At 41.7% G+C, this 26,485-nt stretch carries 22 protein-coding genes; 8 read left to right on the top strand and 14 right to left on the bottom strand.

Going from position 1 to position 26,485, the window contains the following annotated elements; all coding sequences use genetic code 11:
* Positions 1–83 precede the first annotated feature (83 nt).
* The 3 genes from aroC (at position 84) to QHT84_RS06705 (ending at position 3,516) form a co-directional block, all read left to right on the top strand.
* The gene (aroC, locus tag QHT84_RS06715) at positions 84–1,145 is read left to right on the top strand and encodes a chorismate synthase (RefSeq protein WP_283238787.1); all 1,062 of its coding nucleotides are present in this window, start codon (positions 84–86) and stop codon (positions 1,143–1,145) included.
* Positions 1,146–1,148: 3 nt separating this feature from the next.
* On the top strand, positions 1,149–2,405 hold the full coding sequence (locus tag QHT84_RS06710) for a dicarboxylate/amino acid:cation symporter (protein ID WP_283238786.1): 1,257 nt from the start codon (positions 1,149–1,151) through the stop codon (positions 2,403–2,405).
* 64 nt (positions 2,406–2,469) lie between these two features.
* Positions 2,470–3,516 carry a T9SS type A sorting domain-containing protein gene (locus QHT84_RS06705; protein ID WP_283238785.1) on the top strand — a complete coding sequence of 349 codons (1,047 nt, stop codon included), beginning with the start codon at positions 2,470–2,472 and terminating at the stop codon, positions 3,514–3,516.
* Between the two features lie 40 nt (positions 3,517–3,556).
* Here QHT84_RS06705 and QHT84_RS06700 read toward each other — a convergent pair whose 3' ends face one another.
* The 3 genes from QHT84_RS06700 to QHT84_RS06690 form a co-directional block, all read right to left on the bottom strand.
* Entirely contained in the window at positions 3,557–3,694 is a 138-nt protein-coding gene (locus QHT84_RS06700) for a hypothetical protein (RefSeq protein WP_283238784.1), read from the bottom strand.
* Positions 3,695–3,758: 64 nt separating this feature from the next.
* A complete protein-coding gene (locus QHT84_RS06695) occupies positions 3,759–4,175 on the bottom strand; it encodes a thiol-disulfide oxidoreductase DCC family protein (RefSeq protein WP_283239012.1) in 417 nt (138 codons plus the stop codon).
* Positions 4,176–4,182: 7 nt separating this feature from the next.
* A complete protein-coding gene (locus tag QHT84_RS06690) occupies positions 4,183–6,351 on the bottom strand; it encodes an endonuclease MutS2 (RefSeq protein WP_283238783.1) in 2,169 nt (722 codons plus the stop codon).
* Between the two features lie 84 nt (positions 6,352–6,435).
* On the opposite strand from QHT84_RS06690, the gene QHT84_RS06685 reads away from it, so the two are divergent.
* Positions 6,436–7,101, top strand: coding sequence for a uracil-DNA glycosylase (locus QHT84_RS06685; protein WP_283238782.1), 666 nt, complete (start codon positions 6,436–6,438; stop codon positions 7,099–7,101).
* Here the strand turns inward: QHT84_RS06685 and QHT84_RS06680 are convergent, their stop codons facing one another.
* The 8 genes from QHT84_RS06680 to QHT84_RS06645 all read right to left on the bottom strand — a co-directional run bounded on the left by QHT84_RS06680 (position 7,102) and on the right by QHT84_RS06645 (position 13,277).
* Positions 7,102–7,698 carry a hypothetical protein gene (locus QHT84_RS06680; protein ID WP_283238781.1) on the bottom strand — a complete coding sequence of 199 codons (597 nt, stop codon included), beginning with the start codon at positions 7,696–7,698 and terminating at the stop codon, positions 7,102–7,104.
* A gap of 10 nt (positions 7,699–7,708) precedes the next feature.
* Complete coding sequence (locus QHT84_RS06675) at positions 7,709–8,296, bottom strand: DUF3575 domain-containing protein (protein WP_283238780.1); 588 nt, start codon at positions 8,294–8,296, stop codon at positions 7,709–7,711.
* 63 nt (positions 8,297–8,359) lie between these two features.
* Entirely contained in the window at positions 8,360–9,292 is a 933-nt protein-coding gene (locus tag QHT84_RS06670) for a transglutaminase (protein WP_283239011.1), read from the bottom strand.
* A gap of 16 nt (positions 9,293–9,308) precedes the next feature.
* Positions 9,309–10,160 (bottom strand): substrate-binding domain-containing protein, encoded by an 852-nt coding sequence (locus tag QHT84_RS06665; RefSeq protein WP_283238779.1) that lies wholly within the window; start codon positions 10,158–10,160, stop codon positions 9,309–9,311.
* 51 nt (positions 10,161–10,211) lie between these two features.
* The gene (locus tag QHT84_RS06660; protein WP_283238778.1) at positions 10,212–10,748 is read right to left on the bottom strand and encodes a GNAT family N-acetyltransferase; all 537 of its coding nucleotides are present in this window, start codon (positions 10,746–10,748) and stop codon (positions 10,212–10,214) included.
* A 129-nt stretch (positions 10,749–10,877) separates the two neighbouring features.
* The gene (locus QHT84_RS06655; RefSeq protein ID WP_283238777.1) at positions 10,878–11,744 is read right to left on the bottom strand and encodes a nucleoside phosphorylase; all 867 of its coding nucleotides are present in this window, start codon (positions 11,742–11,744) and stop codon (positions 10,878–10,880) included.
* A 123-nt stretch (positions 11,745–11,867) separates the two neighbouring features.
* On the bottom strand, positions 11,868–12,200 hold the full coding sequence (locus QHT84_RS06650) for a translation initiation factor (RefSeq protein ID WP_283238776.1): 333 nt from the start codon (positions 12,198–12,200) through the stop codon (positions 11,868–11,870).
* 126 nt (positions 12,201–12,326) lie between these two features.
* Positions 12,327–13,277, bottom strand: coding sequence for an isopenicillin N synthase family dioxygenase (locus QHT84_RS06645; protein WP_283238775.1), 951 nt, complete (start codon positions 13,275–13,277; stop codon positions 12,327–12,329).
* Positions 13,278–13,484: 207 nt separating this feature from the next.
* On the opposite strand from QHT84_RS06645, the gene QHT84_RS06640 reads away from it, so the two are divergent.
* From QHT84_RS06640 to katG, 3 genes are all read left to right on the top strand, one after another.
* Positions 13,485–14,219 (top strand): T9SS type A sorting domain-containing protein, encoded by a 735-nt coding sequence (locus QHT84_RS06640; protein ID WP_283238774.1) that lies wholly within the window; start codon positions 13,485–13,487, stop codon positions 14,217–14,219.
* 142 nt (positions 14,220–14,361) lie between these two features.
* On the top strand, positions 14,362–16,338 hold the full coding sequence (locus QHT84_RS06635) for an alpha-ketoacid dehydrogenase subunit alpha/beta (RefSeq protein WP_283238773.1): 1,977 nt from the start codon (positions 14,362–14,364) through the stop codon (positions 16,336–16,338).
* A 191-nt stretch (positions 16,339–16,529) separates the two neighbouring features.
* A complete protein-coding gene (katG, locus tag QHT84_RS06630) occupies positions 16,530–18,725 on the top strand; it encodes a catalase/peroxidase HPI (RefSeq protein ID WP_283238772.1) in 2,196 nt (731 codons plus the stop codon).
* Positions 18,726–18,943: 218 nt separating this feature from the next.
* On the opposite strand, the gene QHT84_RS06625 is transcribed toward katG, so the two are convergent.
* Together QHT84_RS06625 and QHT84_RS06620 are read right to left on the bottom strand one after the other, a co-directional pair.
* Positions 18,944–19,624 (bottom strand): hypothetical protein, encoded by a 681-nt coding sequence (locus QHT84_RS06625; RefSeq protein ID WP_283238771.1) that lies wholly within the window; start codon positions 19,622–19,624, stop codon positions 18,944–18,946.
* 249 nt (positions 19,625–19,873) lie between these two features.
* Complete coding sequence (locus QHT84_RS06620; RefSeq protein ID WP_283238770.1) at positions 19,874–22,084, bottom strand: AAA family ATPase; 2,211 nt, start codon at positions 22,082–22,084, stop codon at positions 19,874–19,876.
* Positions 22,085–22,439: 355 nt separating this feature from the next.
* Between QHT84_RS06620 and QHT84_RS06615 the strand changes: the two genes are divergently transcribed.
* A complete protein-coding gene (locus tag QHT84_RS06615; protein WP_283238769.1) occupies positions 22,440–22,982 on the top strand; it encodes a helix-turn-helix transcriptional regulator in 543 nt (180 codons plus the stop codon).
* Positions 22,983–23,095: 113 nt separating this feature from the next.
* On the opposite strand, the gene QHT84_RS06610 is transcribed toward QHT84_RS06615, so the two are convergent.
* A complete protein-coding gene (locus QHT84_RS06610) occupies positions 23,096–26,383 on the bottom strand; it encodes an amidohydrolase family protein (RefSeq protein WP_283238768.1) in 3,288 nt (1,095 codons plus the stop codon).
* Between the last annotated feature and the right edge of the window lie 102 nt (positions 26,384–26,485).

Genomic DNA, 26,485 nt, shown 5'->3' with positions numbered 1-26,485 from the left:
CAATTTTGGGTAAACCGATAAATATTGTTTTGCTATTGCCGCAATAGTTTCAAAGGACTATATTTGTTTAAAACTATATATCCATGGCCGGAAACAGTTACGGAACACTTTTTAAACTTACTACGTTTGGCGAATCCCACGGTGCTGCTTTGGGTGGAATAATTGATGGTTGTCCGGCGGGGATAGCCATTGATTTTGAAGCTATCAAGGCCGAAATGCAAAGGAGAAAACCGGGACAATCCAAAATTGTTACCCAACGTAAAGAAGAAGATGAAATTCAGTTTCTTTCCGGTATCTTTGAGGGTAAAACAACCGGAACACCAATAGGTTTTATCATTCCCAACACCAATCAAAAATCAGACGATTACAGTGATTTGCAAACAACGTATCGTCCGAGTCATGCCGATTATGTGTACGAGCAAAAGTACGGCCTGCGCGATTATCGCGGTGGCGGAAGAAGTTCGGCACGCGAAACAGCCTGTAGAGTGGCAGCCGGAGCCATAGCAAAACAAGTATTGAAAAATATTTCCATCCATGCTTTTGTATCCTCTGTGGGCGATATCTTTATTGATAAACCGTATCAAAACCTCGATTTCTCCTTAACAGAATCCAATGCGGTGCGTTGTCCTGATCCGGAAACGGCTCAAAAAATGGAAAATTTCATCATGGAAGTACGCAAATCGGGCGACACCGTAGGCGGAACGGTTACTTGTGTTATTCAGAATGTACCGATTGGCTTGGGAGAACCGGTTTTTGATAAACTGCATGCCGAATTAGGTAAAGCCATGCTTTCCATTAATGCCGTAAAAGGATTTGAATACGGGAGCGGATTTTGCGGGGCTCGAATGAAGGGAAGCGCGCACAATGATTTATACAATGAAGACGGCACCACCAAGACCAATTTGTCCGGGGGGATTCAAGGCGGCATCTCCAACGGAATGGATATTTATTTCCGAGTGGCTTTCAAACCGGTGGCTACGTTACTGCAAAAACAAGAAATTTTGACCAATCAAAATACCATCATCACACAACAAGGCAAAGGAAGACACGATCCGTGTGTAGTGCCGCGTGCCGTTCCGATTGTAGAGGCGATGGCCGCCATAGTATTAGCCGATTTTTATTTACGAAACAAAATTTACCAATAATTCATGGATACTGCAACTACTCCCAAAAAATCATTACTATCCAATCTTACCTTTCAAATTCTTATTGCCGTAGTGCTCGGGGCACTCTTAGGGGTTTTTGTATTCAAAAATTTTGATGAAAGCGCGCGTGAGTCTTTCAGCAAAACCATCAAATTGTTGGCTACTATCTTTATTCGATTGGTTCAAATGATTATTGCACCCTTAGTGTTTACGACACTTGTGGTAGGTATTGCTAAGCTGGGTGATATCAAATCGGTCGGTCGAATTGGCGGCAGAGCTTTAGCATGGTTTTTTTCGGCTTCCTTTATTTCATTATTGATTGGGATGTTTTGGGTCAACGTTTTGAAACCCGGAGAGAAGATTCAACTACCTAATTTGGATACCGAAAAAGCTTCTGAAATTGTTCAAAAAACAGAAGGATTTTCAGCCCAAAACTTTGTAGAACATATTATTCCTAAAAGTGTGGTGGAAGCTATGGCTACGAATGAAATTCTGCAAATTGTTATTTTTTCTATCTTTTTCGGATTGGCGGCGGCCTCTATAGGTTCGCATGCCAAACCGGTCATCAATGCCCTGGATAAAACGTCACATATCATTCTGAAAATGGTAAACTATGTCATGAAGTTTGCACCCTTTGGCGTATTTGGGGCTATCGCGAGCGTTTTGGCCATGATAGATTTTTGGGAGTTAATTAAAACGTACCTTTATTTCTTTGGATCCTTTTTAGTCGGAATCGGCACCTTGTGGATAGTACTCTTACTGGTGGGCTATTTGTTTTTAAAGGGACATATGACAACGCTTTTAAAGCGAATCATGAGTCCGTTGGTCATTGCTTTCGGAACCACAAGCAGTGAAGCCGTTTTTCCGAAACTGACCGAAGAGTTGGAGCGATTTGGGGTAAAAGACAAAGTTGTTTCTTTTATGTTGCCTTTAGGCTATTCGTTCAATCTTGACGGGAGTATGATGTACATGACCTTTGCCAGTATTTTTATTGCACAAGCGTATGGTGTTCCTTTAGACACCGGAACCCAAATGACCATGTTGTTGGTGTTAATGCTTACCAGTAAAGGAATAGCAGGCGTACCGCGTGCCAGCTTGGTGGTGGTGGCAGCTACCTGTGGCATGTTTAAAATTCCCGAAGTAGGTATAGCTTTAATCTTACCAATCGATCATTTTTGTGACATGTTTCGCAGCGCAACAAATGTTCTCGGCAATGCCATTGCCACATCTGTAGTAGGAAAGTGGGAAAAAGATAGTTAAAAATTATTGCATTTATAAAATACTTTATACATTTGGGAATTAAAATCAAAAAAAATCAATACTTATGAAAAAACTTTTACTATTGTCATTTGTTTTATCATCTTCATTTGCAGGAGCTCAGATGCTTCAATCTGAAGATTTCAACGGACTTTCTTTAGGTGATGTTGGAACCGATTTCACCGGATTAACGGCAGGACAAGGCGGTTGGTTAACTTTTGCTTCTAACGGTACTGCTCCAACTACCGCTACTAATGCCGGTAACGCTAACTTTCAAATCGTTGTTGATGGTTTTGAATCTACCAATGGTGTTAAAATTGTGGGTTCAGACGGAAACAAAGGAAGCCGCTTTATGTGGAAAGACGGTTTAGCCGCAGCTTGGGATACCAGAGATTCAGGTAATGAAATCTTTGAGGTAGAGTACGATATGTACACCGGTTCGGCTACTACAAGTACCGGTCAATTCGGTATGAGACTTTATGGTCTTGACGGTACAACTGCCAGAGTATTGAATGGTTATGTTTACAATGCAAATACTCGAATTTTACAAGGAGTTGCGTATCTTAACAATGCAGGTACTTTCGGAACTTTCTTGATTACATTACAAACCGGTGGTTTGGTTTTAGATCCGGATACTTGGTACCGTATGGGATTTGCTTATGATACTACGACTGGAGAAACTATCTGGAAAGTTGGTGCGGTTTATACCGGTTTGCCACAAGCTAACTGGGCCGGTCCATTTGCTATCGACGAATTAGACATTGTGCAAGGTACTCCGACTTCTAATGCAGCCGTGGCTGAAATTGTTTTTGATAACATTACGGCTAAAGCTACTCCAGAAGAAGCGTTGTTAGGTGTTAACCAAGCCGGCGATGTAGTTGCGTTTTCGGTATCGCCAAACCCGGCAAGAGAAAGTTTCAATATTGCCAGCGCGAACAATACGCCTATCACTGCAGTAGAAATGCACGATATCAACGGAAGATTGGTAAAATCGGTTAAAGTTGACAGCGTAAGCAATACACAATTAAACATCTCTGATTTAGCACAAGGTATTTATACCGTAACGATTTCTTCTGAATTAGGAAGTACTACTAAAAAGATTGTAAAACAGTAATTCGTTTACTGAAACGATAAATAAAAACGACTAAGGAAACTTAGTCGTTTTTTTTGTTTTTACTGTTCATCATCGCAAAAACGGCGCTCACCAAAATCAATACCACCAGGGCAAACACCCCAATCATGATAAAAGCGCCATTTTCCCATGAATAAAGCGGAAGGGATAAAAAAGTCATGATGTTTCGATTATTATTGTTACTCAAAAATAAGTAGTTCAACGAATAATAATCATGATAATTGTCATACTAAAAATTTGGCACGCAATTCCTGAGTCGGAACCATACACGATTCTCTTTTGCCGTACCATTGATACCGATGACGGGCTACATAATCATAAACAGCATTATTGATGAAGGCAGGAAACACAGCGAATACTCGTAAACCAGCGTACAGTCCGCCCAATTCTTTCACGATTTGTAATGCTGCCTCAGCTTTGTAGTAATAGGCTTTTCCGGGTTCGTATAAGATGATGCTGTCTATATTTTTGGTGTTGATGCCAATATAATTTACAATTTTTTGACCCAATTCCGATTGCAAAGCAACAAACCTGAAGATGTCCTTGCGATCTTTTTTGATTACAAATTGTACGGCCGAGTTGCAAAGATTGCAGACACCGTCAAACAGTATTATTTTCTTGTCTTTGGGTAGGTCGGCTATTTCCATATTATTTTGCTTGTACAAATTCGAGTTCGTCTAAACTCACTTTAGACGTAAAGATACCGTAATTGACCACCGCTTTGTTTTTTTCAATTTTATCGATGGTACCAATTGATTTACCGTCTAACATTCGAACACGATCGCCAATTTTTAAGGTAACTTTCGGTTTTTCGGCTTCCAGCTTTTGGGCTTTTATTTTTTTCTCTTTTTTGGCGGCCCGAATTTCTTCTACTTTTACGTTGACTTCTTCCACCACCTTTTTCTGAATAATGGCTTTTTCTTTTTGCTCTTTGGCAGTCGCTTTTTTGCGCTTCGAATTTTCAATTTCCACCAATTTCAGAAATTCTCCGATTAGTACTTTTTTGTCTTTGTTGTTGAAATATTTCTCCGATAAATCGTCAATTTTTTGGCCCAAATAAATCAGGCGCTGGTTGGCATCATACAATTCCTGGTAACGCTCCAATTTCTCCTGAATTTTAGCATTGATGGTTTCCATTTTTTTGCTTTCTTCCCGTGCCTTGCTTTCTTCTTCTTTGAGCGTCAGCGAGGTTTTTTCGAGTTTGGAGCGCTCTTTTTGCAGCGTAGCAATGGTTTTGTCAAAGCGCACTTTTCCGCCTTCAATTTTCTTTTTGGCACGATTAATCAAACCATACGGAATACCGTTTTTTTGGGCAACTTCAAAAGTAAACGAGCTTCCGGCCTGACCCAATATTAATTTATACATCGGCTCCAACGACTTTTCATCAAAAAGCATGTTGGCATTAGAGGCAAAAGGCAGTTCGTTGGCTAAAATTTTTAAGTTGGAGTAGTGCGTTGTAATAATCCCGAACGCTTCCCGATGGTAAAATTCTTCCAAAAACGTTTCGGCCAACGCACCGCCCAATTCGGGGTCGGAACCGGTCCCGAATTCATCTATCAGGAACAGCGTTTTGGCATTGCATTTTTTCAGAAAATAATTCATGTTTTTTAAGCGATAACTGTAGGTGCTCAGATGATTTTCAATCGATTGGTTATCACCGATATCCGTCAGGATTCGGTCAAACAAGAAGGTTTCACTGCGTTCGTGTACCGGAATCAAAATCCCGCATTGCAACATCAATTGCAGCAATCCGACCGTTTTTAATGAAATGGTTTTTCCGCCGGCATTCGGTCCCGAAATCACGATAATCCGACTATCATTTTTCAATTCGATAGTTTGCGGAAACGTCTTTTCTTTCTTCTCCTGATTGTTTAAAAACAAAATAGGGTGAAAGGCATCCCTGAAGTACAACCGCTTTTCTTCGGTAATATGCGGTAAAACAGCATTGATCTTGCGGGCATATTTGGCTTTCGCCGAAATGACATCGATGTCGCTGAGAAAGTCTTGGTATTGCTTTAATAATTCGGTATACGGTCGAATATCGTTGGATAATTTTTTCAGAATTTTGGTAATTTCTTCCCGTTCTTCATACTCCAAATTGTGCAACTCTCTCGAATACCGCAACGTAGCTTCCGGTTCAATATAAGCAATGCTTCCGGTTTTGGAACTACCCAAGATAGACCCTTTTACTTTTCGGCGGTACATGGCTAAAACGGCTAAAACACGCCTGTTTTCCACGATGCTTTCTTTGATTTCATCCAGATATCCCAAACTGTTGTACTGACTCAAAGCTTGTCCGAAACTTTGGTTCACTTTACCGCGCACCACATTCATATCCCGACGAATATTAATCAAATCGGGTGACGCATTGTCTTTGATTTCGCCATATTTATCGACGACTTCATCAATCTTTTGAATGAGGTATTTGGTGTATTCTATCTGAGTCGCTTTTTCGTTTAATTTCGGATAATAATCGTGGAATTTCTTCAAAAACAAAAGCAACGTATTTACCGTATCCGAAAGAGTAGCTATTTTTCGAAAACTGCTCACTTCCAAAAAACTGTCCTCTATACTCAAAAACTTGATATCGTTGGTGATATTCTCAAAACCGTGGTTCGGTATGGCATTATTATTCGTAAATGACGATAGGTATTCCGAGGTTTGCCCCAGCATCATCAGCAAGTCTTCCTTATTTTTGTAGGGCACAATTTCCAAGGCTTTTTGCTTGCCGATTTCGGTATGGCAGCGGTCGGATATGGTTTGTAAAACGGTATTGAATTCTAAATCCTGTAATGTTTTTTCGGTAATCGATATCATGCTATCAAGGTCTGTGCTTCAAAGTTACAAAGGATACCACCCATATTGCAACAGAAAGCAGTATTTTTGGTAAAAAATTAAGAGATGTTAATTAAAATAAATACGTCTTGGCATAACCAATTGGCGCCCGAATTTGAAAAGCCTTATTTTGAGCAATTGGTCACCTTTGTAAAAAACGAATACGCCACACACCGTTGTTTTCCTAAAGGGAATCAAATCTTTGCGGCTTTCGATCATTGCCCTTTTGATGAGGTAAAAGTCGTTATCATCGGTCAGGATCCGTACCACGGTTTGGGCCAAGCCAACGGCTTGTGTTTTTCGGTAAACGACGGCATTCCTTTTCCGCCTTCGTTGATTAATATTTTTAAAGAAATTGAAACCGATATGCAAATTCCGTTTCCGAGCAGCGGCAATTTAGAGCGCTGGGCCGACCAAGGCGTTTTACTGCTCAACGCGACACTAACAGTGCGTGAGAGTTTAGCCGGAAGCCATCAAAACAAGGGGTGGGAAACCTTTACCGATGCGGTGATTCAAAAAATATCCGATGCTAAAGAAAACGTCGTCTTTTTACTTTGGGGCGGCTTTGCCAAAAAGAAAGGCGCTAAAATCGATCGCCGTAAACATCATGTTTTAGAAACCGGTCATCCCTCGCCCCTCAGTGCCAACAGAGGTTTGTGGTTTGGGAACCGTCATTTCAGTAAAACCAATACCTTTTTAGAACAAATGGGTCAAAAACCCATTCAATGGTAATTAGTTTACGGTAAAATGATAAAATCCGGCGCTGTCTAAATTGTCCACCGCGGCATTCAAATTCACAATCAGATTCTTACTGGAGTTTTGAGAAACCAATTCCACACTGTTGGTTGATGAACTGTTGTATCCCATAGACAAACGGTATTGGCCTGCTGTCAGTAACGGAAAACCTACGTCGTAACGATAATACTGATCAGCCGGATTGTATTGGCAAATGGCGTACACATAAATTCCGGTTTGGGCACTGCCGGCATCCACATCGAGTTGATTGTCGTTTACCGTCACCACTTCCCAATCGGTCGCATTTATTTTGCGCTCGATAACATAGGAGAACACAAATGTTTGGGCATTTCCGGTCGTTCTGTAAATATCGAGGAAGGCCGTTTCAGTTTGACCGGGCTCAGGAATATAGCGGGACAAATCGGCCGTGACATACAAGTAATCGCCGACATTATAGGAGGATTGTGTTTGAATGCGCACAATGTTGTTGCCGCCTTCCACATAAATGGTTTTATAAAAAGTATCATCGTTGGTGTCGCAACCTGCGAAGAAAACCGCAACGAAAACAAGAGATATATATGCTAATTTTTTCATGTTCTTTTAATTAAAATCGGTATCCTACATTTAAACCTACTCTCGAAATCACATCGGGACTTTTCTCCCGGTTGGTTAAGTTTGAACCAAACCCAACCAAAAACTCTATGGCAAAAGCTTCTTTGATGTACATTTTGTATCCCAAGCCGCCACCCAAACCAAAATCGGTATATCGTGATTTTTTGGTGGTATAATACCCATTTACGTTTTCATCAATCAGCCGCACAATTTCTTTGTAATCACCACCGTTATAGGAGGCAAAGATTTCGGCAAAATAGTACCTCGATTTGCTTTTGGATAAGGCGTAACGCACATAGGGATTGAATTCGTATTTAGGAGAATTGTTGCGATAGCCTCTGTCAAAATCTTCCGTTAAATTATTACTGCTCGAAAAATTGGCATTGAAACCCACCGAAAAATCACCCTGAAAAAATCGTTCATAACTAAAACTCGCTTTTTGGGTAATCAAACCGGTCAAGGCTAACACATCTATTCGGAATTCATTCTTTTTAGTGTCCAAAGCAGAACTTACGGCTTCCTGAGCCCGGGTTTGAGCGCTCAACGACAGTAACAATAACAGGCAAAAATAGTGTTTCATTATAGCATGGTTTATTGGAAACGAATATAGTAAATATTATGCTTTACCCATAATCAAGTCACATTATTCTAGTGTTAAAGCCCCTAAAATTTGTTCGTTCATAAACGGTCCGCCCGGGTACTTTGCCGTATAATCGAGATTGAGCCAAATTTTTCCGCGCTCGTCAATGTGGTAGTTAATCGGTTTTCCTTTGCTCTCCACCGGAAATAGTTCTTTTTTGATGAGGTAATTTATCTTTTCCAAATCTTTTTTTTCCCCTATCAGTATTTCAGGATACATGTGGCCTTTGGTGTGTATGAGACGCATGGTACCGCCAATTGATTTAATGCAAGCCGACATAAAAATGGAGTGATCATCGCAATCACCCGACAAGTAGGGCAGTGATTCGGTAGCAGTGGCAATATAATCATGACCCTTGGGATCGCTCACGTAATTCCATCGGGTGTTGATTTCTTTAAAGACGGCAAAGGCCTGAACAATAGTAAAATACTCGTGATACCCTTTTACGTTCTTGAAATGTTTGGCAGTAGCCATGATGGCAAAATTTCGAATTTTCGGATTTTGGTATTCTACCGCATCGATGATTTTTGATTTATTGGGGAAAGGCAGTAGTTTAGAAATAATGATGTCCTGCGGATACGGATCTTCACTCATGGTATACACCATAGAACGGTAATCTTCAAAAACGCTCTGAAAGCCGTATTTCCCCGATAAGGTTCCGTAGAGCAACATGATGAAATAGATAATCACGGAAATCAATGTGACTCTTCGCATGGCTCTTAAAATGAGCTGAATAATCACGAGTATCGCCATAAAAAGCAATATGCGGTCGATGTGAAAAGCCCAATCGAGTATGATGAGGTTTTGATGCGCAATGATAAAAATGGGAATCGTAATCAGAATGTTCAGGACCAAAATAATAATCATGTCCCACGGACTGTTTATCCTGAATTTTTCTTTGAGTTGTTGATACGTTAAATGTCCCGATTTTATCATGTTGCCATGGCAGAAGCTAAATGGCTTTGACCATTTCAGCAAAAGTACCTTTTTTATCGATAATTTTCAGGTCAAACAATTGATTTTGAATTTTGTTTAACACTTTTTCTTCCAAAGGTTTTTGCGACCATTTGGTGAGCGATAACCATGTTTGAATGTCTTCCAATTTTTGATGGTATTTGGATGCCAAAGTACGGTCGATACTCGGAATATCTTTGAATTCAATCGTTGTATGGTTGATGATTTCCAACAATAGCGCAACCGTTTGAGGATGGCTTGCCAAAAACGCGTTCCGCACGGCAATCACAAAGCACGGCCAAGGTGTAGGGCAATCGGCGACCCTGCGAAATACACCTTTGTCTACCAGGGGTTGTGTCATAAAACGTTCCCACATGAAGTAATCGGCAGTACCGTTCGTCAAAGCGGTTACAGCACCGTCTATGGTGTTGACTACCTCAAACTGTAAAGCTTCGGTATGCCACTGTTGGTTTTGCGCGTTAACATAGGCCATTAAATGGGAACCCGAACCGTAACGTGAAATGGCAACTTTGGTGTTTTCTAAATCGGCCAAGGTTTGGTATTGGGATTTCGCGGCAACGTGAATTCCCCAAATTAGCGGACTTTCCACGTATACTTGAACAATCGAACTCGGATTGCCACCAACGATGTCTTTAACGATACCTTCGGTCAATATCACGGCGATGTCGGTTTCGTTATCGCGCAACAGTTGGCACATTTTGCCGGTACCCTCGGGTACATCGGTCCATTGTAAATCGATGCCGACTTCCTCAAACTCGCCGTTTTCGATACACAAATGCCAAGGTAAATTAAAGTGCTCCGGTACGCCGGCAATTCTAACTGTTCTCATAATAGAATAATGTCTGTATATCTGTAATCTGAATATCCGTAATCCGAAAATCTATTTAACATGCGGATTCTCCATTTGCCACCATTTCCATAAGGCACCGTCTTTATCGGTATAATCTTCCATCAAGTGCATTCCGATTTTTTCCAGAATCCGATTGGAAGCACCGTTGTCGAAATGGGTGTAAGCGTTCATCTTGTCGATGTTCATTTCTTTGAAACCATAGTCGAACCACGCATAAGAGGCTTCGGTAGCATAGCCTTTACCCCAAAATGGTTCATTCAAGCGATAGCCGTAATCGTAAAAATTGGTATTGCCGTTTTCGATGTGGTCGTCCACAAATTTGATACCGGTCCACCCGATGAATTCGCCTGTCTCTTTGAGTACAGTAGCAAATCGGCCGATGTGGTTTCTTTCATACTGCTTACGCACGTATTCAATCACTTTAATGACTTCGTCCGGGTGCTTGACCGGCGTTTGCCAAAGGTATTGGTGAACTTTGGGGTTGCTATCCATAGCAAACATGGCTTCCGCATCGGACAATTCGAGCGGACGAAGGAGTAAGCGGTCGGTTTCTATAATTAAGTTCATAAGGCAGTGGTGTAATAGCCCCGATGGAAGCGGCATCCTTTTTTACCGGTTCTCGATACATCCTGAAACAGGACACTCGAACTGACGGTAAAAAAGATACAGCGGACAGCGGGAAATAGCTCCTTAAAATTATTCGGCTAACTTATTTAACGCGTAAGCAATCAAAGCATCTACGGCTTTGTACGGATCTTCGCTGAAAGTTCCGGTGGCGCGGTTGGCAATGATGGCGTTGAGCGACAAGCACTGGTGTCCCAACAATTTGCCCAAACCGTAAATGGCGCCGGTTTCCATTTCGAGGTTGGTCATTTTGATGCCTTCGAATTCGAAACGGTCCATTTTAGCATTGAGCTCCGGATCTTGGACTTCCAAACGTAAGACCCGGCCTTGTGGTCCGTAAAAACCACCGGCCGTTCCGGTGAATCCTTTGAATATTTGGTCGCTCTCCATTCTTTTTTCCAAGGTTTCCGAGCAAGCAATGACATAAGGACGGCCTTTTCGCATGTCCCAATTGGTCTGACTGATAAAGGCTTCTTCTATGGCTTTTTCCGAAATCTCGTCGATTACATAGGAGCGAAGCATGTTGTCTAAGCCCAATCCGTAACGACTCATCACAAAACTGTCACACGGAATATCAGCTTGCAACGAACCCGAAGTTCCGATGCGGATGATGTTGAGCGACGTCAGGTTTTCTTTGGGTTTGCGGGTTGTTAAGTCGATGTTGACCAAGGCATCCAGTTCGTTCATGACAATATCAATATTGTCGGGACCGATTCCGGTAGACATTACCGTCATTTTTTTGCCTTTGTAATAGCCCGTTTGGGTTTTGAATTCGCGCTTTTGCGTCGAAAATTCTATGCTGTCAAAGAATTGGGTAATCTTTTCTACGCGGTTTTGATCGCCAACGAAGATGATGTCGTGGGCAATGTGTTCCGGTTTTAAGTTGAGATGGTACACGCTGCCATCGGGGTTTAATATTAATTCTGAAGATTGTATCATAATTTTTTTGTTTCGAGTTATGGGTTGCGGGTTGCGGGTTTCGGGTTGCGGGTTTCGGGTTTCGGGTTGCGGGTTTCGGGTTTCGGGTTTTTAAACTTTGAACTTTTAAACCTTTAACATCATTTATCCGCCGACGCGTTTGGTTTTAAATCCTTTGTCTTGGAGTATTTTCATGATTTTGTCGCGGTAATCGCCTTGAATGATGATGGCACCGTCTTTGAATGTACCGCCGACACTGAGTTTGGTTTTGATTTCTTTAGCTAAGATTTTAAAATCCTCATCACTGCCTTCATAGCCTTCGATGATGGTGGTGGCTTTTCCCTTCCGCTTTTCGTATTTGCAAATCATAGGCGCTGCCTGAATGAAAAGCTCGTGATTTTCGGTCACCGTTTCCTCCGGTTCATTGGAAGGTTCGTGATCGGGGAATAATTTCTTGAGTTGTTCTTGTAAGTCCATTTTTTTCTTTAAAGGTGCTAAGGCCTAAGGTTTTTTAACCTCAGTACCTTAGTACCTTGTTAAAAACCAAAAAAGACATCAAGTTGAATAACTCAATGTCTTTGATGAAATGTATTGAATTAACCTTTATTTTTTGAGTCCTAATTCTACCAAACGCTCGTCGAGGAATTCACCTGCCGTGATATCGTCATACAATTTCGGGTGATCGGCGTCGATACATTTCTCCAAACAGTTCAAAGGCATATCGCTTACCGGATGCATAAAGAACGGAATAGAGTAACGAGAGGTTCCCCACAATTCTCTTGGCGGGTTTACCACCTGGTGAATGGTCGATTTTAATTTGTTGTTGGTGTGACGCGATAACATATCGCCTACATTAATCATCAACTCGTCCGGTTGTGCCATGGCATCAATCCAGTCGCCGTTGTGATTTTGCACTTGTAAGCCTTTGCCTTGCGCCCCCATCAAAAGGGTAATCAAGTTGATGTCGCCATGAGCGGCAGCACGAACAGCACCATCTTTAGGTTCATCTGTAATAGGCGGATAATGAATCGGTCGTAAAATACTATTACCGTCTTTGATGTAATTGTCGAAATAAAATTCATCCAAGCCAATGTACAAAGCTAGCGCTCTTAATACATAAACCCCGGTTTTTTCTAACATACGGTACGCTTCTTTACCTACTTCGTTAAAGTGTGGCAATTCAGCTACTTCTACATTTTCGGGATATTCGTTGGCATATTTTGAGCCTTCGCTCACATATTGCCCAAAGTGCCAAAACTCTTTTAAATCTCCGGCAGAGCGACCTTTAGCATGTTCTTTTCCGAAAGAAACATACCCTCGTTGTCCGCCAATTCCCGGAATTTCGTATTTGGCTTTGGTTTCCAATGGCAGGTTGAAGAAGTTTCGCACTTCGGCATACAAGTCTTCTACCAATTTGTCATCTAAAAAATGACCTTTTAGTGCTACGAAGCCAATGTCTTCGTAAGCTTTTCCGATTTCATTTACAAATTTTTGTTTACGTGCCGGATCATCCGACAGGAAATCACGTAAGTCAACACTTGGAATTTGTTGCATACTACTAAAAAATTTTTGTTAATAACTCAGACCGGGAAAATCCCAATCATAACTACAAATGTAACTAATTTTTGATTAGAAAAAGGCAAAGTTATTAACAATTGTTTTCAGATTAAGGACTCATTTGCAGAAGATTAAGCGGATGTTGTTTTTTCAAATTAATTGGATTAAATTTGATATACTATTCACCTCCTAAAAAAGAACCCCATGAAAAAACTTTACACTTTTTTATTTTTATTGACAACTGTGGGTTTGTATGCACAAACCGGCAGTTTATGTACGGATCCGATAATAATCAGCAGTTTACCTTACAGTACCACCGATAACACGGCGAACTATGGGGACAATTATGATCCGCCTACATCGACCCCAATTTCCTGCGGTGCCGGAACTTCCGGGAATTATTATCTTGGCGGAAATGATGTAGTGTACGCTTACACTCCGGCAGTCAGCGGAACCATTTCGATTCAATTGCCTTCAATGGTAGGTTGGTCCGGTCTTTTTGTGTTTACCAGTTGTGCCGGGATAGGATTGGCGCCGTATGCTTGTAACTGTAGTTCTGCGGCCGGCAACCGAACCATTAATGACATGGCAGTGACCGCCGGACAAATGTATTATATCGTAATTTCTTCCTGGCCCGCACCTCAAACCGTTGCCTATACGTTAAACGTGACTCAAACCTCCTTGGATAACAGCGAAGTCAATCTTACCAAATCGGTTGCTTTGTATCCTAATCCGGTGCGAAACGAATTGTTCCTGGAAACCGACGTGTTGATTAAAAAGGTGAGCATCATTTCGGTAAACGGCCAACGCTTGGCAACCCAATGGCTTAACAGTAACAGCATCAATGTGGAGGGTTTATCGGCCGGATTTTACATTTTGGAAATGACCACCGAGGAAGGAATACCGGTGCGTAAAAATTTCATCAAAGCGGCAAATTAAAAAAACACAATCCTGTAACCGTAACCCCCGTGTGTTAATTCGCTCGGGGTTTTTCTTTAGTAAAAATCAGCGCAACTTTCCCTTTAAAAACTACAACGATTGAAATCTGTTTTTATACTTTTGCAACACCAAAACAAACCCAATGAAATTCGACAGAAAAGAGTTGTCCAATATCCAATTATTGGACTTGTATAAAAGATTACTTAAGCCCCGTTTGATAGAAGAAAAAATGTTGATTCTCCTGCGTCAGGGGAAAGTGTCCAAATGGTTTTCCGGTATTGGTCAGGAAGCCATTTCCGTAGGAATTACGGCGGCTTTAGATAAAGACGAATATATTTTACCGATGCACCGCAATTTGGGTGTGTTTACCGGAAGAGACATTCCGTTGCACCGTTTGTTTTCGCAATGGCAAGGCAAGAAAAGCGGATTTACCAAAGGGAGAGACCGCAGTTTTCACTTTGGTACCCAAGAGTTTAAAATTATCGGAATGATTTCGCATCTCGGGCCGCAAATGGGTGTGGCCGACGGGATTGCTTTAGCCAACAAATTAAAGCAAAACGGCAAAGTAACCGCCGTTTTTACGGGAGAAGGAGCCACTTCTGAAGGTGATTTTCACGAAGCCTTGAACATAGCTGCCGTTTGGGAGTTACCCGTATTGTTTGTGATTGAGAACAACGGTTATGGTTTATCGACACCGACGAATGAGCAATACCGTTGTGAAAACCTGGCCGACAAAGGGGTAGGGTATGGCATGGAAAGTCATATTATCGATGGGAATAATATTTTGGAAGTGTATTTGAAAGTAGCCGAACTCAAAGCATCGATGCTGGCCAATCCGCGTCCGGTGTTATTGGAGTTCAAAACCTTCAGAATGCGCGGCCATGAAGAAGCCAGCGGCACCAAATACGTCCCGCAAGAATTGATGGACATGTGGGCGATAAAAGACCCGATTGCGAATTATCGTGAGTATTTGATGAACGTTGGCGTGCTTTCGGAAGAAATGGATGCCGAATTCAAAGCCAATATCAAAGCGGAAATCGATGAACATTGGGCGATTACGGTCGCCGAGCCGGAATGCGAAGCCCATCTGGAAGAAGAACTCCAAGATGTCTATGAACCGTATGATTTTGAAGCGTTCCCTCCCGGAGACCAAAAAGAAAATATCCGCGTTATCGATGCTATATCTTCGGCCTTACGCCAATCGATGGAGCGTCACGAAAATTTGGTGATTATGGGACAAGACATTGCCGAATACGGCGGTGCGTTTAAAATTACCGATGGATTTGTAGCGCAGTTCGGCAAAGACCGCGTGCGCAATACGCCAATTTGTGAAAGCGCCGTAGTATCGGCCGCCAATGGTTTATCCATCAACGGGTACAAAGCCGTGGTGGAAATGCAATTTGCCGATTTTGTGTCTACCGGATTCAATCCGATAGTCAATCTTTTGGCGAAACAACACTACCGTTGGGGTGAAAAATCGGATGTGGTGGTGCGTATGCCTTGTGGTGGCGGAACCCAAGCCGGACCGTTTCACTCGCAAACCAATGAAGCCTGGTTTACTAAAACACCGGGATTAAAAGTGGTGTATCCGGCCTTTCCGTATGACGCTAAAGGGTTATTGAATACCGCGATTAACGATCCGAACCCGGTGATGTATTTTGAACACAAACAATTGTACCGTTCCGTGTACCAGGACGTTCCGACAGACTATTACACCATTCCGTTCGGGAAGGCGGCTTTATTGAAAGAAGGGACCCAAGTAACGGTTATTTCTTTCGGGGCCGGTGTGCATTGGGCGTTGGAAACCTTGAACAAGCACCAAGACATCAGTGCCGATTTGATTGACCTGAGAACCTTACAACCGTTGGATACCGAAGCTATTTTTACATCTGTCAAAAAAACGGGTAAAGTGGTTATACTTCAGGAAGACACGCTGTTTGGCGGGGTAGCCAGCGATATTTCGGCGATGATTACCGAAAATTGCTTTGAATATTTGGACGCGCCGGTGCGTAGAGTGGGCAGTTTGGAAACGGCCATTCCGTTTGTAAAGGCGTTAGAAGACCAATATTTACCTAAGGCTCGCTTTGAAACCGTTTTATTAGATTTGATACAGTATTGATTTTTAAGCCATATTAAAAAATAAGGGGTACTTTTTTGAGTATCCCTTTTTTATTTTAATTAACTTAGTGTGGCCAATAGGCATAATATTTTTCAGTATAAGGTATAATTTTTATCTATTAAAAAAGTAAAAAGCATAGAGAAATTAAAAATAGATTTGTGTAGTTACAAACACTTAAACCAATACAATATATGGAAAGCAACAACAGCAACGGCGGCGGAAAATGTCCTTTCTCCGGCGCACAAGTAAAACAAGGAACCGAGGTTCCCAACAACAGCTTTTGGTGGCCGAATGCGCTCAACTTAGACATACTGCATCAGCACGACACCAAAACCAATCCACTGGGGGAAGATTTTAATTATGCCGAAGAATTCAAAAAGTTGGATTTTGAAGCGTTGAAAACCGATTTGAAAAAATTAATGACCGAAAGCCAGGATTGGTGGCCGGCCGATTGGGGTCACTATGGCGGATTAATGATTCGTATGGCGTGGCACAGTGCCGGAAGTTACCGTATAGCCGACGGTCGTGGCGGTAGCGGAACCGGAAACTTGCGTTTCGCTCCTTTAAATAGCTGGCCGGATAACGGCAACTTAGACAAAGCCCGCCGTTTGTTATGGCCAATCAAAAAGAAATACGGCAACAAAATCTCTTGGGCCGATTTGATGATTTTAGCCGGGAATATGGCTTACGAATCTATGGGCTTTAAAACCTTTGGCTTTGCCGGTGGTCGTGAAGACATTTGGCACCCGGAGAAAGATATTTATTGGGGTTCCGAAAATACCTGGTTAGCGGTATCCGGTGGTGAGAAAAGCCGTTACTCGGGAGAGCGCGATTTAGAAAATCCGTTGGCCGCCGTAATGATGGGATTGATTTATGTGAATCCGCAAGGCGTTGACGGGAATCCCGATCCGTTAAAAACAGCCCACGACATGCGGGTGACTTTTGCCCGTATGGCTATGAACGACGAAGAAACCGTTGCCTTAACCGCCGGTGGTCACACCGTAGGGAAAGCACACGGAAACGGCGATGCCGGTGCCTTAGGACCGGAGCCGGAAGCCGCCGGTATCGAAATGCAAGGTTTCGGTTGGTTAAATCCGAAAGGCAACGGAAATGGTCCCGATACCATCACCAGTGGTTTAGAAGGTGCTTGGACCTCGCACCCGGACAAATGGAACCACACCTATTTCGATATTTTATTCAACCACGAATGGGAATCGAAAAAGAGTCCGGCCGGTGCTTGGCAGTGGGAACCGATTAACATGAAAGAAGAAGACAAACCGTTTGATGCCCACATCCCGGGTGTCAGAAGAAACCCGATTATGACCGACGCCGATATGGCGTTGAAAATGGATCCGGAATACCGCAAAATCTCCGAAAAATTCCGCAACGACCCGGCTTACTTCGAAGATGTATTTGCCCGTGCTTGGTTTAAATTAACGCACCGCGATTTAGGACCGAGAAGTCGTTATTTAGGTCCGGACGCGCCAAAAGAAGAATTAATCTGGCAAGACCCGGTTCCTACCGTAGATTACACCTTATCGGAGGCCGAAATCGAAGACTTAAAAGCCAAATTGCTAAACAGCGGTTTAACCGCAACCGAATTAATCAACACCGCATGGGACAGTGCCCGCACGTTCCGTGGTTCGGACTATCGTGGTGGTGCCAATGGGGCCCGTATTCGTTTAGCGCCTCAAAAAGATTGGCAAGGCAACGAACCGGAGCGTTTGCAAAAAGTATTGGATAAGTTAACCGAAATCCAAGCCGGATTGTCTAAAAAAGTAAGCTTGGCCGATTTGATTGTGTTGGGCGGAACCGCAGCGGTAGAAAAAGCAGCGCACGCTGCCGGCGTCAACATCAAAGTGCCTTTTGCACCGGGTAGAGGCGATGCTACGGCCGAGATGACCGATGCCGAATCGTTTGACGTATTAGAGCCGTTACACGATGGTTTCCGTAACTGGGTGAAAGGCGACTATAAAGTGCAGCCCGAAGAAATGTTGTTAGACCGCGCCCAATTGATGCGCTTAACGGCCCACGAAATGACAGCCTTAATTGGCGGTATGCGTGTGTTGGGTACCAATTACGGGGGTTCTAAACACGGCGTGTTTACCGATAACGTCGGCATGTTGAGCAACGATTTCTTTGTGAACCTCACCGATATGAACTATTCTTGGAAACCTACGGGTAAGAATTCATACAATATTGTAAACCGTAAAACCGGCGAAACCCGTTGGACGGCTACGCGTGTCGACTTGGTTTTCGGGTCTAATTCGATTTTACGTGCGTATGCCGAGGTATATGCCCAAGACGATAACAAGGAAAAATTTGTCAAAGACTTCGTAGCGGCCTGGACTAAAGTCATGAATGCCGATCGTTTCGACTTGGCGTAACCAGTTATAGGTTATTAATACAAAAAGGGGGTTCCAACGAACCTCCTTTTTTATTTTAAATCCGCGATAGCACCTCGATAGCGCGGATTTTCAACCGTGCAAGAACTACTAGGTGCTACCGGTATCACTGATTCGATATGAGGGAAAAGGGAATAGATATTAGGTATAAGGTTACAAATCCGCGCTATCGGGAGTCATTTGACCTCTTTTTTTTTATTTTAAATGCTCATAATTTTATCAATTTTACTTTGTGTATTGTCTATACCCTTGAAAAAGGGAACTAAATCAGGGTTAATCCATTCAATTAAATTATAAAGTTTATTCCTAATGTCTATCGCTTCATTGCAGTTTATATGATTACCATTAAAGCAAATTGGTTCACAATGGTTTACACGGTTTCTAAAACTTCTAATATCATCTAATTTGGAATATAAACTTGCTCTGTCTTCTAAACTAGGTTTATTCGGAAATATGTGAATGGGTTGACCTGCAACTAATAAATAATGATGTGGTAGAAAAAAGGCTATCCAAAACCCGAGATTTTGGTCAGAGATTATTTTACCACTTGTGATTGGTATTCCCTTTCTACTTAAACTATGTTCGGTATTGATTACAGATTTCCTTAGAAAAAAGTTCGAAGCGGATAAACTACCGTGTCGCATAAAATGATTTTTCTGATTTATTATCCAATCGGTATCTGCAAAATGAACCGAAAGCTTGTTATTTAAACTATTTCTTAACACTACTTCAAACTGACTCAATATTGGATGGAATGATTGTGCCAATCTTATATTGGCATTATATAGTTTTTTTGCCCGATTATTGTCGTTTCCAACAGCTGTTAGATATCTATTGTATCGGGGTCTTGATAAATACTTATTTCTTAAAATATTCTTCATTCATGTTGCAATATTAAAATTAATGCCTAAATTTGTATCACACAGACTTGGTAAAGCCTCTTTCTTTCGTAGAAACGTAATCAAGTAAAAGAAATTAAAAAGGATTCGGTAAAACGAATCCTTTTTTTATTGTCTGCTTTGTAAATATAAGAACTTTCTTTGTTTTTTAAAGAAAGTTTCCTTTTAAAATAATTCCAAGTTTAGGGAATAGGCAATGTTGTTAAAAGGCTGTTGGTAATAGACCATTTTCTAATTATTATTTTCGTCTATGTTCATCATCATATTATAATGACCGGTGTTTTCGGTGTATATAAATATGTTTTTAAATACATCTAAATATTTTGTAATTGTTCCATCTGGTGCTTCAATAAATAAATCATCTGGTAAAGTGTGTGAGCCTTCATTTGCCCAACTTAATAAAGACCTACAAATTTCTCTTTCCTCTTGAGTTGAAAACTTATTTATTAAAACATCGTCACGTTTGTTTCCTAAAATGCTAAAATAGTTTTCCAGAATTCTTCGTAATGTGTTTTGTATTGTTATTCCTGAATTCTTTTCCCATTCGCGAATTTCTCTCCATAATAGCTCATAAGATGATTGAATTGGATTTGTTTCTGCATAAAATTGAATTGTTGAAATCTTATTGTTTTTCCGTAATATCCAAAATTGAGATTTCTCGCCCTTTCTGTTTAATCCTTCATAGGATACTTCTTTATGAAAGTAAACATTATGAGTTAGTAAGATTATTTGCTTAATATTTCCTGTTTCAGCTTTGACATCTTTGATTAATTCTTTAATTAATGTACTGACCACAAATAATACACTACTGTCTAAACTTGAGATTGGATCATCGATTATTAAGATTCGTTCTTCATTTACTGTTTCTTCTGAAACTCCGCCTTTCGCCAATTGCAGAAAATATAGAAAGGTAATAAATGTTATTTCTCCTTCACTTAATGTTGCTTCTGCAATTGTTCCATCTTCCCTTTGTATTTGATAAAAGCCGTCTTCAGAAGCTGGCACAATTTCAAAATTTAGAAATCCGTAAGATTTTAGAAGTCTGTTTATTTCGTTTATAGTTGGTTCAATGCTTGTTACATTTTTAGTTAAATTTTTAATTTCCGCATCTAATATACCGTATTCAGACAGCTTTGCACTTATTTGAGTTTGCAATGAATTAATTCCTAATTCTAAACCGTTTTTATCGGTATTGAATTTAGTTACATCAGTTTTGAATTCTTCAATTATAAGTTTCCAAATAGCTCTGATAAGATTGTTCTTTTCAGTATTATAGTTTGCAACTATATTGTTATGTTTTGCAATTTCTATATTTGTGTTAGTAATTAATTCAGAAATTAACGTTAATTGGTCTTTTAATGAATTTATTTCAATATTTCTACTTGGTTCCTTTACTTTATTGTTTAGTAATTCGTTGTTGGTTGTATTTTGACTTATTAGGGTTTTGAGATATGCAGAATATTTATCGTTATTAAGTTTAGTCTGCTTAAAATCTTTTTGATAGGTTTCGATTGCGTTTAGTTCGTTGATTAAATTTTGTGTGAGAGAATTATATTCTTGTTTTAAATCTTTTATAGATTTTATATCGTTCAAATATGTTTCGTCAAAAAAACTCTCTAATTGATTTTTAAAATTTTCTGTTATTGTTTTTTCCTGACAAAAAGGACAGGTTTCATCTTCTAGAAGATAATCTCGTCCTTGATTTACCCAATCGTTTATATTTAATTTTTGAATGAGTTTTGCAATATCTACGTCAGCTTTACCAACAATTATTTTCTTCCAAATTTCATCGTTTTCTATTTCTACGATTCTGTCGAATGAAATTGAATCTATTGGTGTTATTGGCTGTGGAACTTCTCCAAAAATAGTTTTCGCTTTCTCCTTTAAGTCTTCAAACGTTTCTAAAGCTGAAGTATTGCTACTGAATTCTTGCAGTAATTTGTTTTTGAAACTTTCTTTTTGTAAAGTTCCTGTAAAAGCTTCTTTGAATGTATGTTCATACTTTTTATAGATTTTTGTCCATGTATTATCTCTAAACTCATTTTCTAAATCTTCTTTCTTTTTAATTTGTGATTCCAAAGTTTCTCGCTTTTTAACTCCATCTGCTTTGAGAACTTTTAATTCTTCAGTTTTATCATTTATAATTTTAATTTGTTCTGCTGTTGCTTCACCAAGTGTAAAAACACCACCCAACTTTCCTTTGCCAAAATTCCTTTCACGAAATTCTTTATTATAAACTAATGTATTTAAAGGAATTGTATTTTGCCAAACTAAAGAGCATCTATTAAACTTTGGTTCAAAAGTATTTTGTAGAAAATTTGAAATTGTTGTTTTTCCGCATCCGTTAGCTCCATAAATGAAATTTACTTTTTTCAATCCATTTACTTGAACTCCTATGCTATCATAACTCGCGACGTTTTTTATGGTAATGCTTTCTATCATTTGTTGTTATTCAATTTAGAGTTGAAATTTTCTGCGGTCGTCGAATGGCTTACCGCCAACTTCAATTTACTCAACACTCTTACGAGTATATTTTAACCCAAATATACCAAACCCTCCCCAATCCTGTATGTTTTCTCTTGCACATCAGTTGTTCATCGTATTTATATGGCTGTTGGTCGGTTTTACCCCATCACTTTCTTTAGTTTGCTTTTACAAGAACAAACCGTTTCACACCCGAACAGGAATTTTATTTTTCAAATCGTGTTCGGGAATTGCGAACAGTATTTTTATTTTGAAAAAGGTGTTCGCATTGGCATAGTTTTTATTTGATAGTAAAATATAATCGTTTCTCCCAATGAAAACACCCAAAAATAAAAACAGTATCAGAGCGATAGTAGGGTTTACCCAAGAAGAGTTGGCCATGTTGCTCGGGGTTACGCGTAGTGCGTTGGCCAAATTTGAATTGGGGTTGGGTAGCCTGCCGGACCCGGCCAAGCACCTGTTGGCTGAACTGCTCAACCATATGAAAGATTCAGAAGCCAAAAACAAACCCATTCTTGACGAGGAAAGGCACCCTTTGATTACAGAAAAGCAACTCAAACGCTTGCTTTTGGAGAATAATTACCAACTCCTTTTGGTTACCCAAAAAATCAATGCCATGCAAAAGAAGTTATCCAACTTAGTCAAAGCGCAAAAGCTGTTGCACTATCTTCATAATCGCCCACAAGAAAAGAGTAAGTCCCATCAAAACGTATTGGAATTCATTACCCGTAAAACCAATAAAATGTTGGCAAGAAACAACTCAAATACGTTATATCAACTCGTGCTCCAACAACAATTGTTAACCTACGAAAAGCAGCTCCTCGAGGAAGCCGAGAAGAAGTTGTCGCTAGGGTAAGGGAAAAGGGACCAGCGATAAAACGTATCCCTAATCCCTTTTTTCTTATCCTTTTCCCTCAACCTCAACCTCAACCTCAACCTCAACCTCAACCTCAACCTCAACCTTTTCCCCTAATTATGCACCGCATCACAACAATGGTGCTCCATAAAACTTTCGGTTTCTTCATGCCACGGGAAGGCCGCGTTGTAGTGGCTGTTTTCCCAGTAGAATTTTTTACGGGCTTTGGGTTCGTTGCCTTCTTCGTTCATGGTGTCGGCGTTATACACGCGGCCGTTGGCGATGGTATAGCGCAACGAGTTCGAGTGTTGGATGTCGTCTAAAGGGTTTTTATCCAATACTAAAATGTCGGCCAATTTGCCTACTTCTAACGAACCAATGTCGTTACCGGCACCAATGTAGTTCGCCGCGTTGATGGTGGCGGTTTTTAAGGTTTCTAAATTGCTCATACCGCCTTGGTTAATGCTCCACAATTCCCAATGCGCGCCTAAGCCTTGCAATTGCCCGTGCGCCCCCATGTTGACTTTAACACCGTTATCGGCCAAGGCTTTGACCGATTTGGCCGTTAGGATATGGTCGTTTTCGTATTCTTCATCGGGTGCCATGGTGCGGAAACGGGCGCGCGAATCGATGATGCCTCTCGGGGTAAATTGCAATAGCTTTTGGTCTTCGTACACTTTGGTTTTTTGGTACCAATAATACTCGGCATTCAACCCCCCGTAATTCACAATCAGGGTAGGCGTGTAGCCCACACCGGTTTTGCCCCACAGGGTTAACACATCGTTGTACACCGGTGTAATCGGAATGTTGTGTTCTACGCCGGTATGGCCGTCAATGACCATTGTCATGTTGTGGAAAAAGTTCGAACCGCCTTCGGGCACTACGTTAATGCCTTCCTCGCGAGCGGCTTGCAATACCTGTTGGCGTTGGTCGCGACGCGGTTGGTTATAACTTTTTACCGATAAAGCGCCAAACGCTTTGGTGCGTTTGATGGAAGAGCGCGCATCGTCTATGCCGTTAACCACGGCTTTAAAATCGCCATCGGCCCCATATAAAATAAAACCGGTTGAATAGATACGCGGCCCAACCAAATGCCCGCTTTTCACCATTTCCGAAAGGGTAAAAATCGATTCGGTGTTCGATGAGGGGTCATGTGCCGTAGTCACCCCATACGCCAAGTTGGCGTACAATTGCCAGTTTTGTTGCGTGGTTAAGCCATAACGGAAAGCACCAATATGCGCATGGGCATCTACCATACCCGGCATTAAAGTCTTACCCGATAAATCATACACTCTGGCATCCGCCGGCAAAGCCACTTCGCCGGCTTTACCCACGGCTTCAATGCGGTTTTGGTTTACGATTAAGGTTCCTTTTTCAATCACGGTGTCGCCCTTCATGGTTATGATTCTGGCGTTGGTCAACGCCAATTTCCCTTTGGGTTTATCCACTTTGGCCACCAAACCGATAGGGGTACCGCTGTCGGTGGGTTTGTCTACTTTTTCCGGCGAACCCGGTAAGAAGGTGAATCGGTCTTTGAGGTTATTTACAAAATACGCATCGCCGAGTGTCCACATCACTTGCTGACTGTTGGCCGACCAATGCAAGTTGATTCCGGCATCTTTCGACAATTCCGAAACCGGAACCGCGGTGGTTTTGTTGTCTAAATCGGCTTCTTGGCCGTTCATATTCAGCGGTGCCACATAGGCTTTGTGCAAGTGCATAAAGGCAATCCATTGGTTGTCGGGGCTCGGCACCAAACGGTTGGCGTATTTGGCTTTGATGTGGGTTCTTTCGTCTTTACCGTTCAAGTCGACACTTTTCAATTCTTTGGTCAAGCTCCCGAAAAACACCCCGCCGGTTTGGAAGAAGATACGGTTACCGTCTTTGGTAAACAACGGATATTCGCCACTCGGTCCGATAAATTTGGCTTTGCCGCCGCTACTGCTCATGGTGTATAGCCCCGGTCTTTTGGCGAAAGCCATGCCTTGATCTAAGTTTCCGTTTTCTTTGCGGTACACCAGGGTTTTCCCGTCAGGAGAAAGCGAAGGCGTACGGTAAATGGCTTTTTCGGTGGTGAGTTTTACGGCGTTTTTGCCATCCAGTCCTATTTTGCGAATGCTGCCCAGTTCGGTATCGTTCCAAGTCACGTACACGATGCTTTTGCTGTCGGCGGTAAACGTCGGTTCCGCTTCAAAGTCGGTACCGTTGGTGAGCCGTTTCGGCGTACCGTTCGGCAGGGCTTTAATCCAAATATAGCCTAAGGCTCTGAACGCTAATGTTTTTCCGTCGGGTGACGTCACCGCGTCGCGTATCATTTTTACGGTGAAATCGTTATCGGCAACCGGCGTGTTAAAATGCACGCGGTCGGCCACGTCCAAGGCCACGTCTACCGTAAACGGAATGTTAGTAACCCCCAAGGTTTTGGTATTGATTTTATTAATTTTCCCGCCAAACCAAATCACGACATCTTCATTGTTCGGCATCCAATTAAAATTGGGATACACGCCAAACAAGGCCCAAGCGGTTTGCTGGTCTTTGTCGAGTTTATCAAACACCGGCCATTCTTCGCCGGTTTCCAAATCGTGTAAATACAAAACGGTACGGGTCCCGATTCTTTTGATAAACGCTAATTTTTTACCGTCGGGCGAAACCTGCGGACGCGCCGCACCGCCCGGTCCACCGGTGATGGTTTCCAGTTTACCGGTTTCGAATTCGTAGCGCTTGATGACGTAAATTTCGTTGTGCGGGTCTTTGTTGTACTGGAAAAAACCACCCGGATACATGTCTTCGCTGAAGTAGAGGTATTTTCCGTCTCGGGAAATATTGGGTTCGTTAACGTCTTGTTGGTCGTTTTTGCGTTTGGTGAGTTGCACGCCGCTGCCACCGCTGATGTGGTATTGCCACATTTCACCGGCACCGGCAGAACGTTGCGAGGTAAAGTTTTTGCGTCCTACCAAATAATTGCCGTCGGGCATCCAAGCCGGATTGCTCATCAGGCGGAAATCCTCTTTCGAGATTTGTTTGGCATTGCTGCCATCGGCATTCATCACCCAAAGGTTATCGCCACCACCGGCATCGCTGGTAAAGGCAATTTTTTTCCCATCGGGACTAAAACGCGGTTGGATTTCAAACGGAATTCCCGAGCGTAACACTTTGGCTTTGCCACCGCTGATAGGCATACTGTAAATATCGCCCAGCATATCAAAAACGATGGTGGTGCCATCCGGACTCACATCGAGATTCATCCAAGTGCCTTCGGACGTGGTAAAGTTTTGAGTTTTGTAATTAAAAGTATCACCGGGTTTGGCCACATCCCATTTTGGGGTTTCGGTTTTTTCTTGAGCGTTGCCCATACTGAAAGCCAATGCCGTCAGGAATAAGGAAATCTTTCGGAACTTCATAAGTTATAGTTTGTACTTCAATGTATAAAAGTAGGGAAAATTGCGGGATAAGGGAAAAGAAAAAAGGGATAAGAAACTAAAACTTTTTCCGTATCCCTTGGC

The organism is Flavobacterium sedimenticola, from assembly GCF_030053345.1.
GTDB classification, from domain to species: domain Bacteria; phylum Bacteroidota; class Bacteroidia; order Flavobacteriales; family Flavobacteriaceae; genus Flavobacterium; species Flavobacterium sedimenticola.
This window is presented reverse-complemented; position numbering and strand designations above follow the sequence as displayed.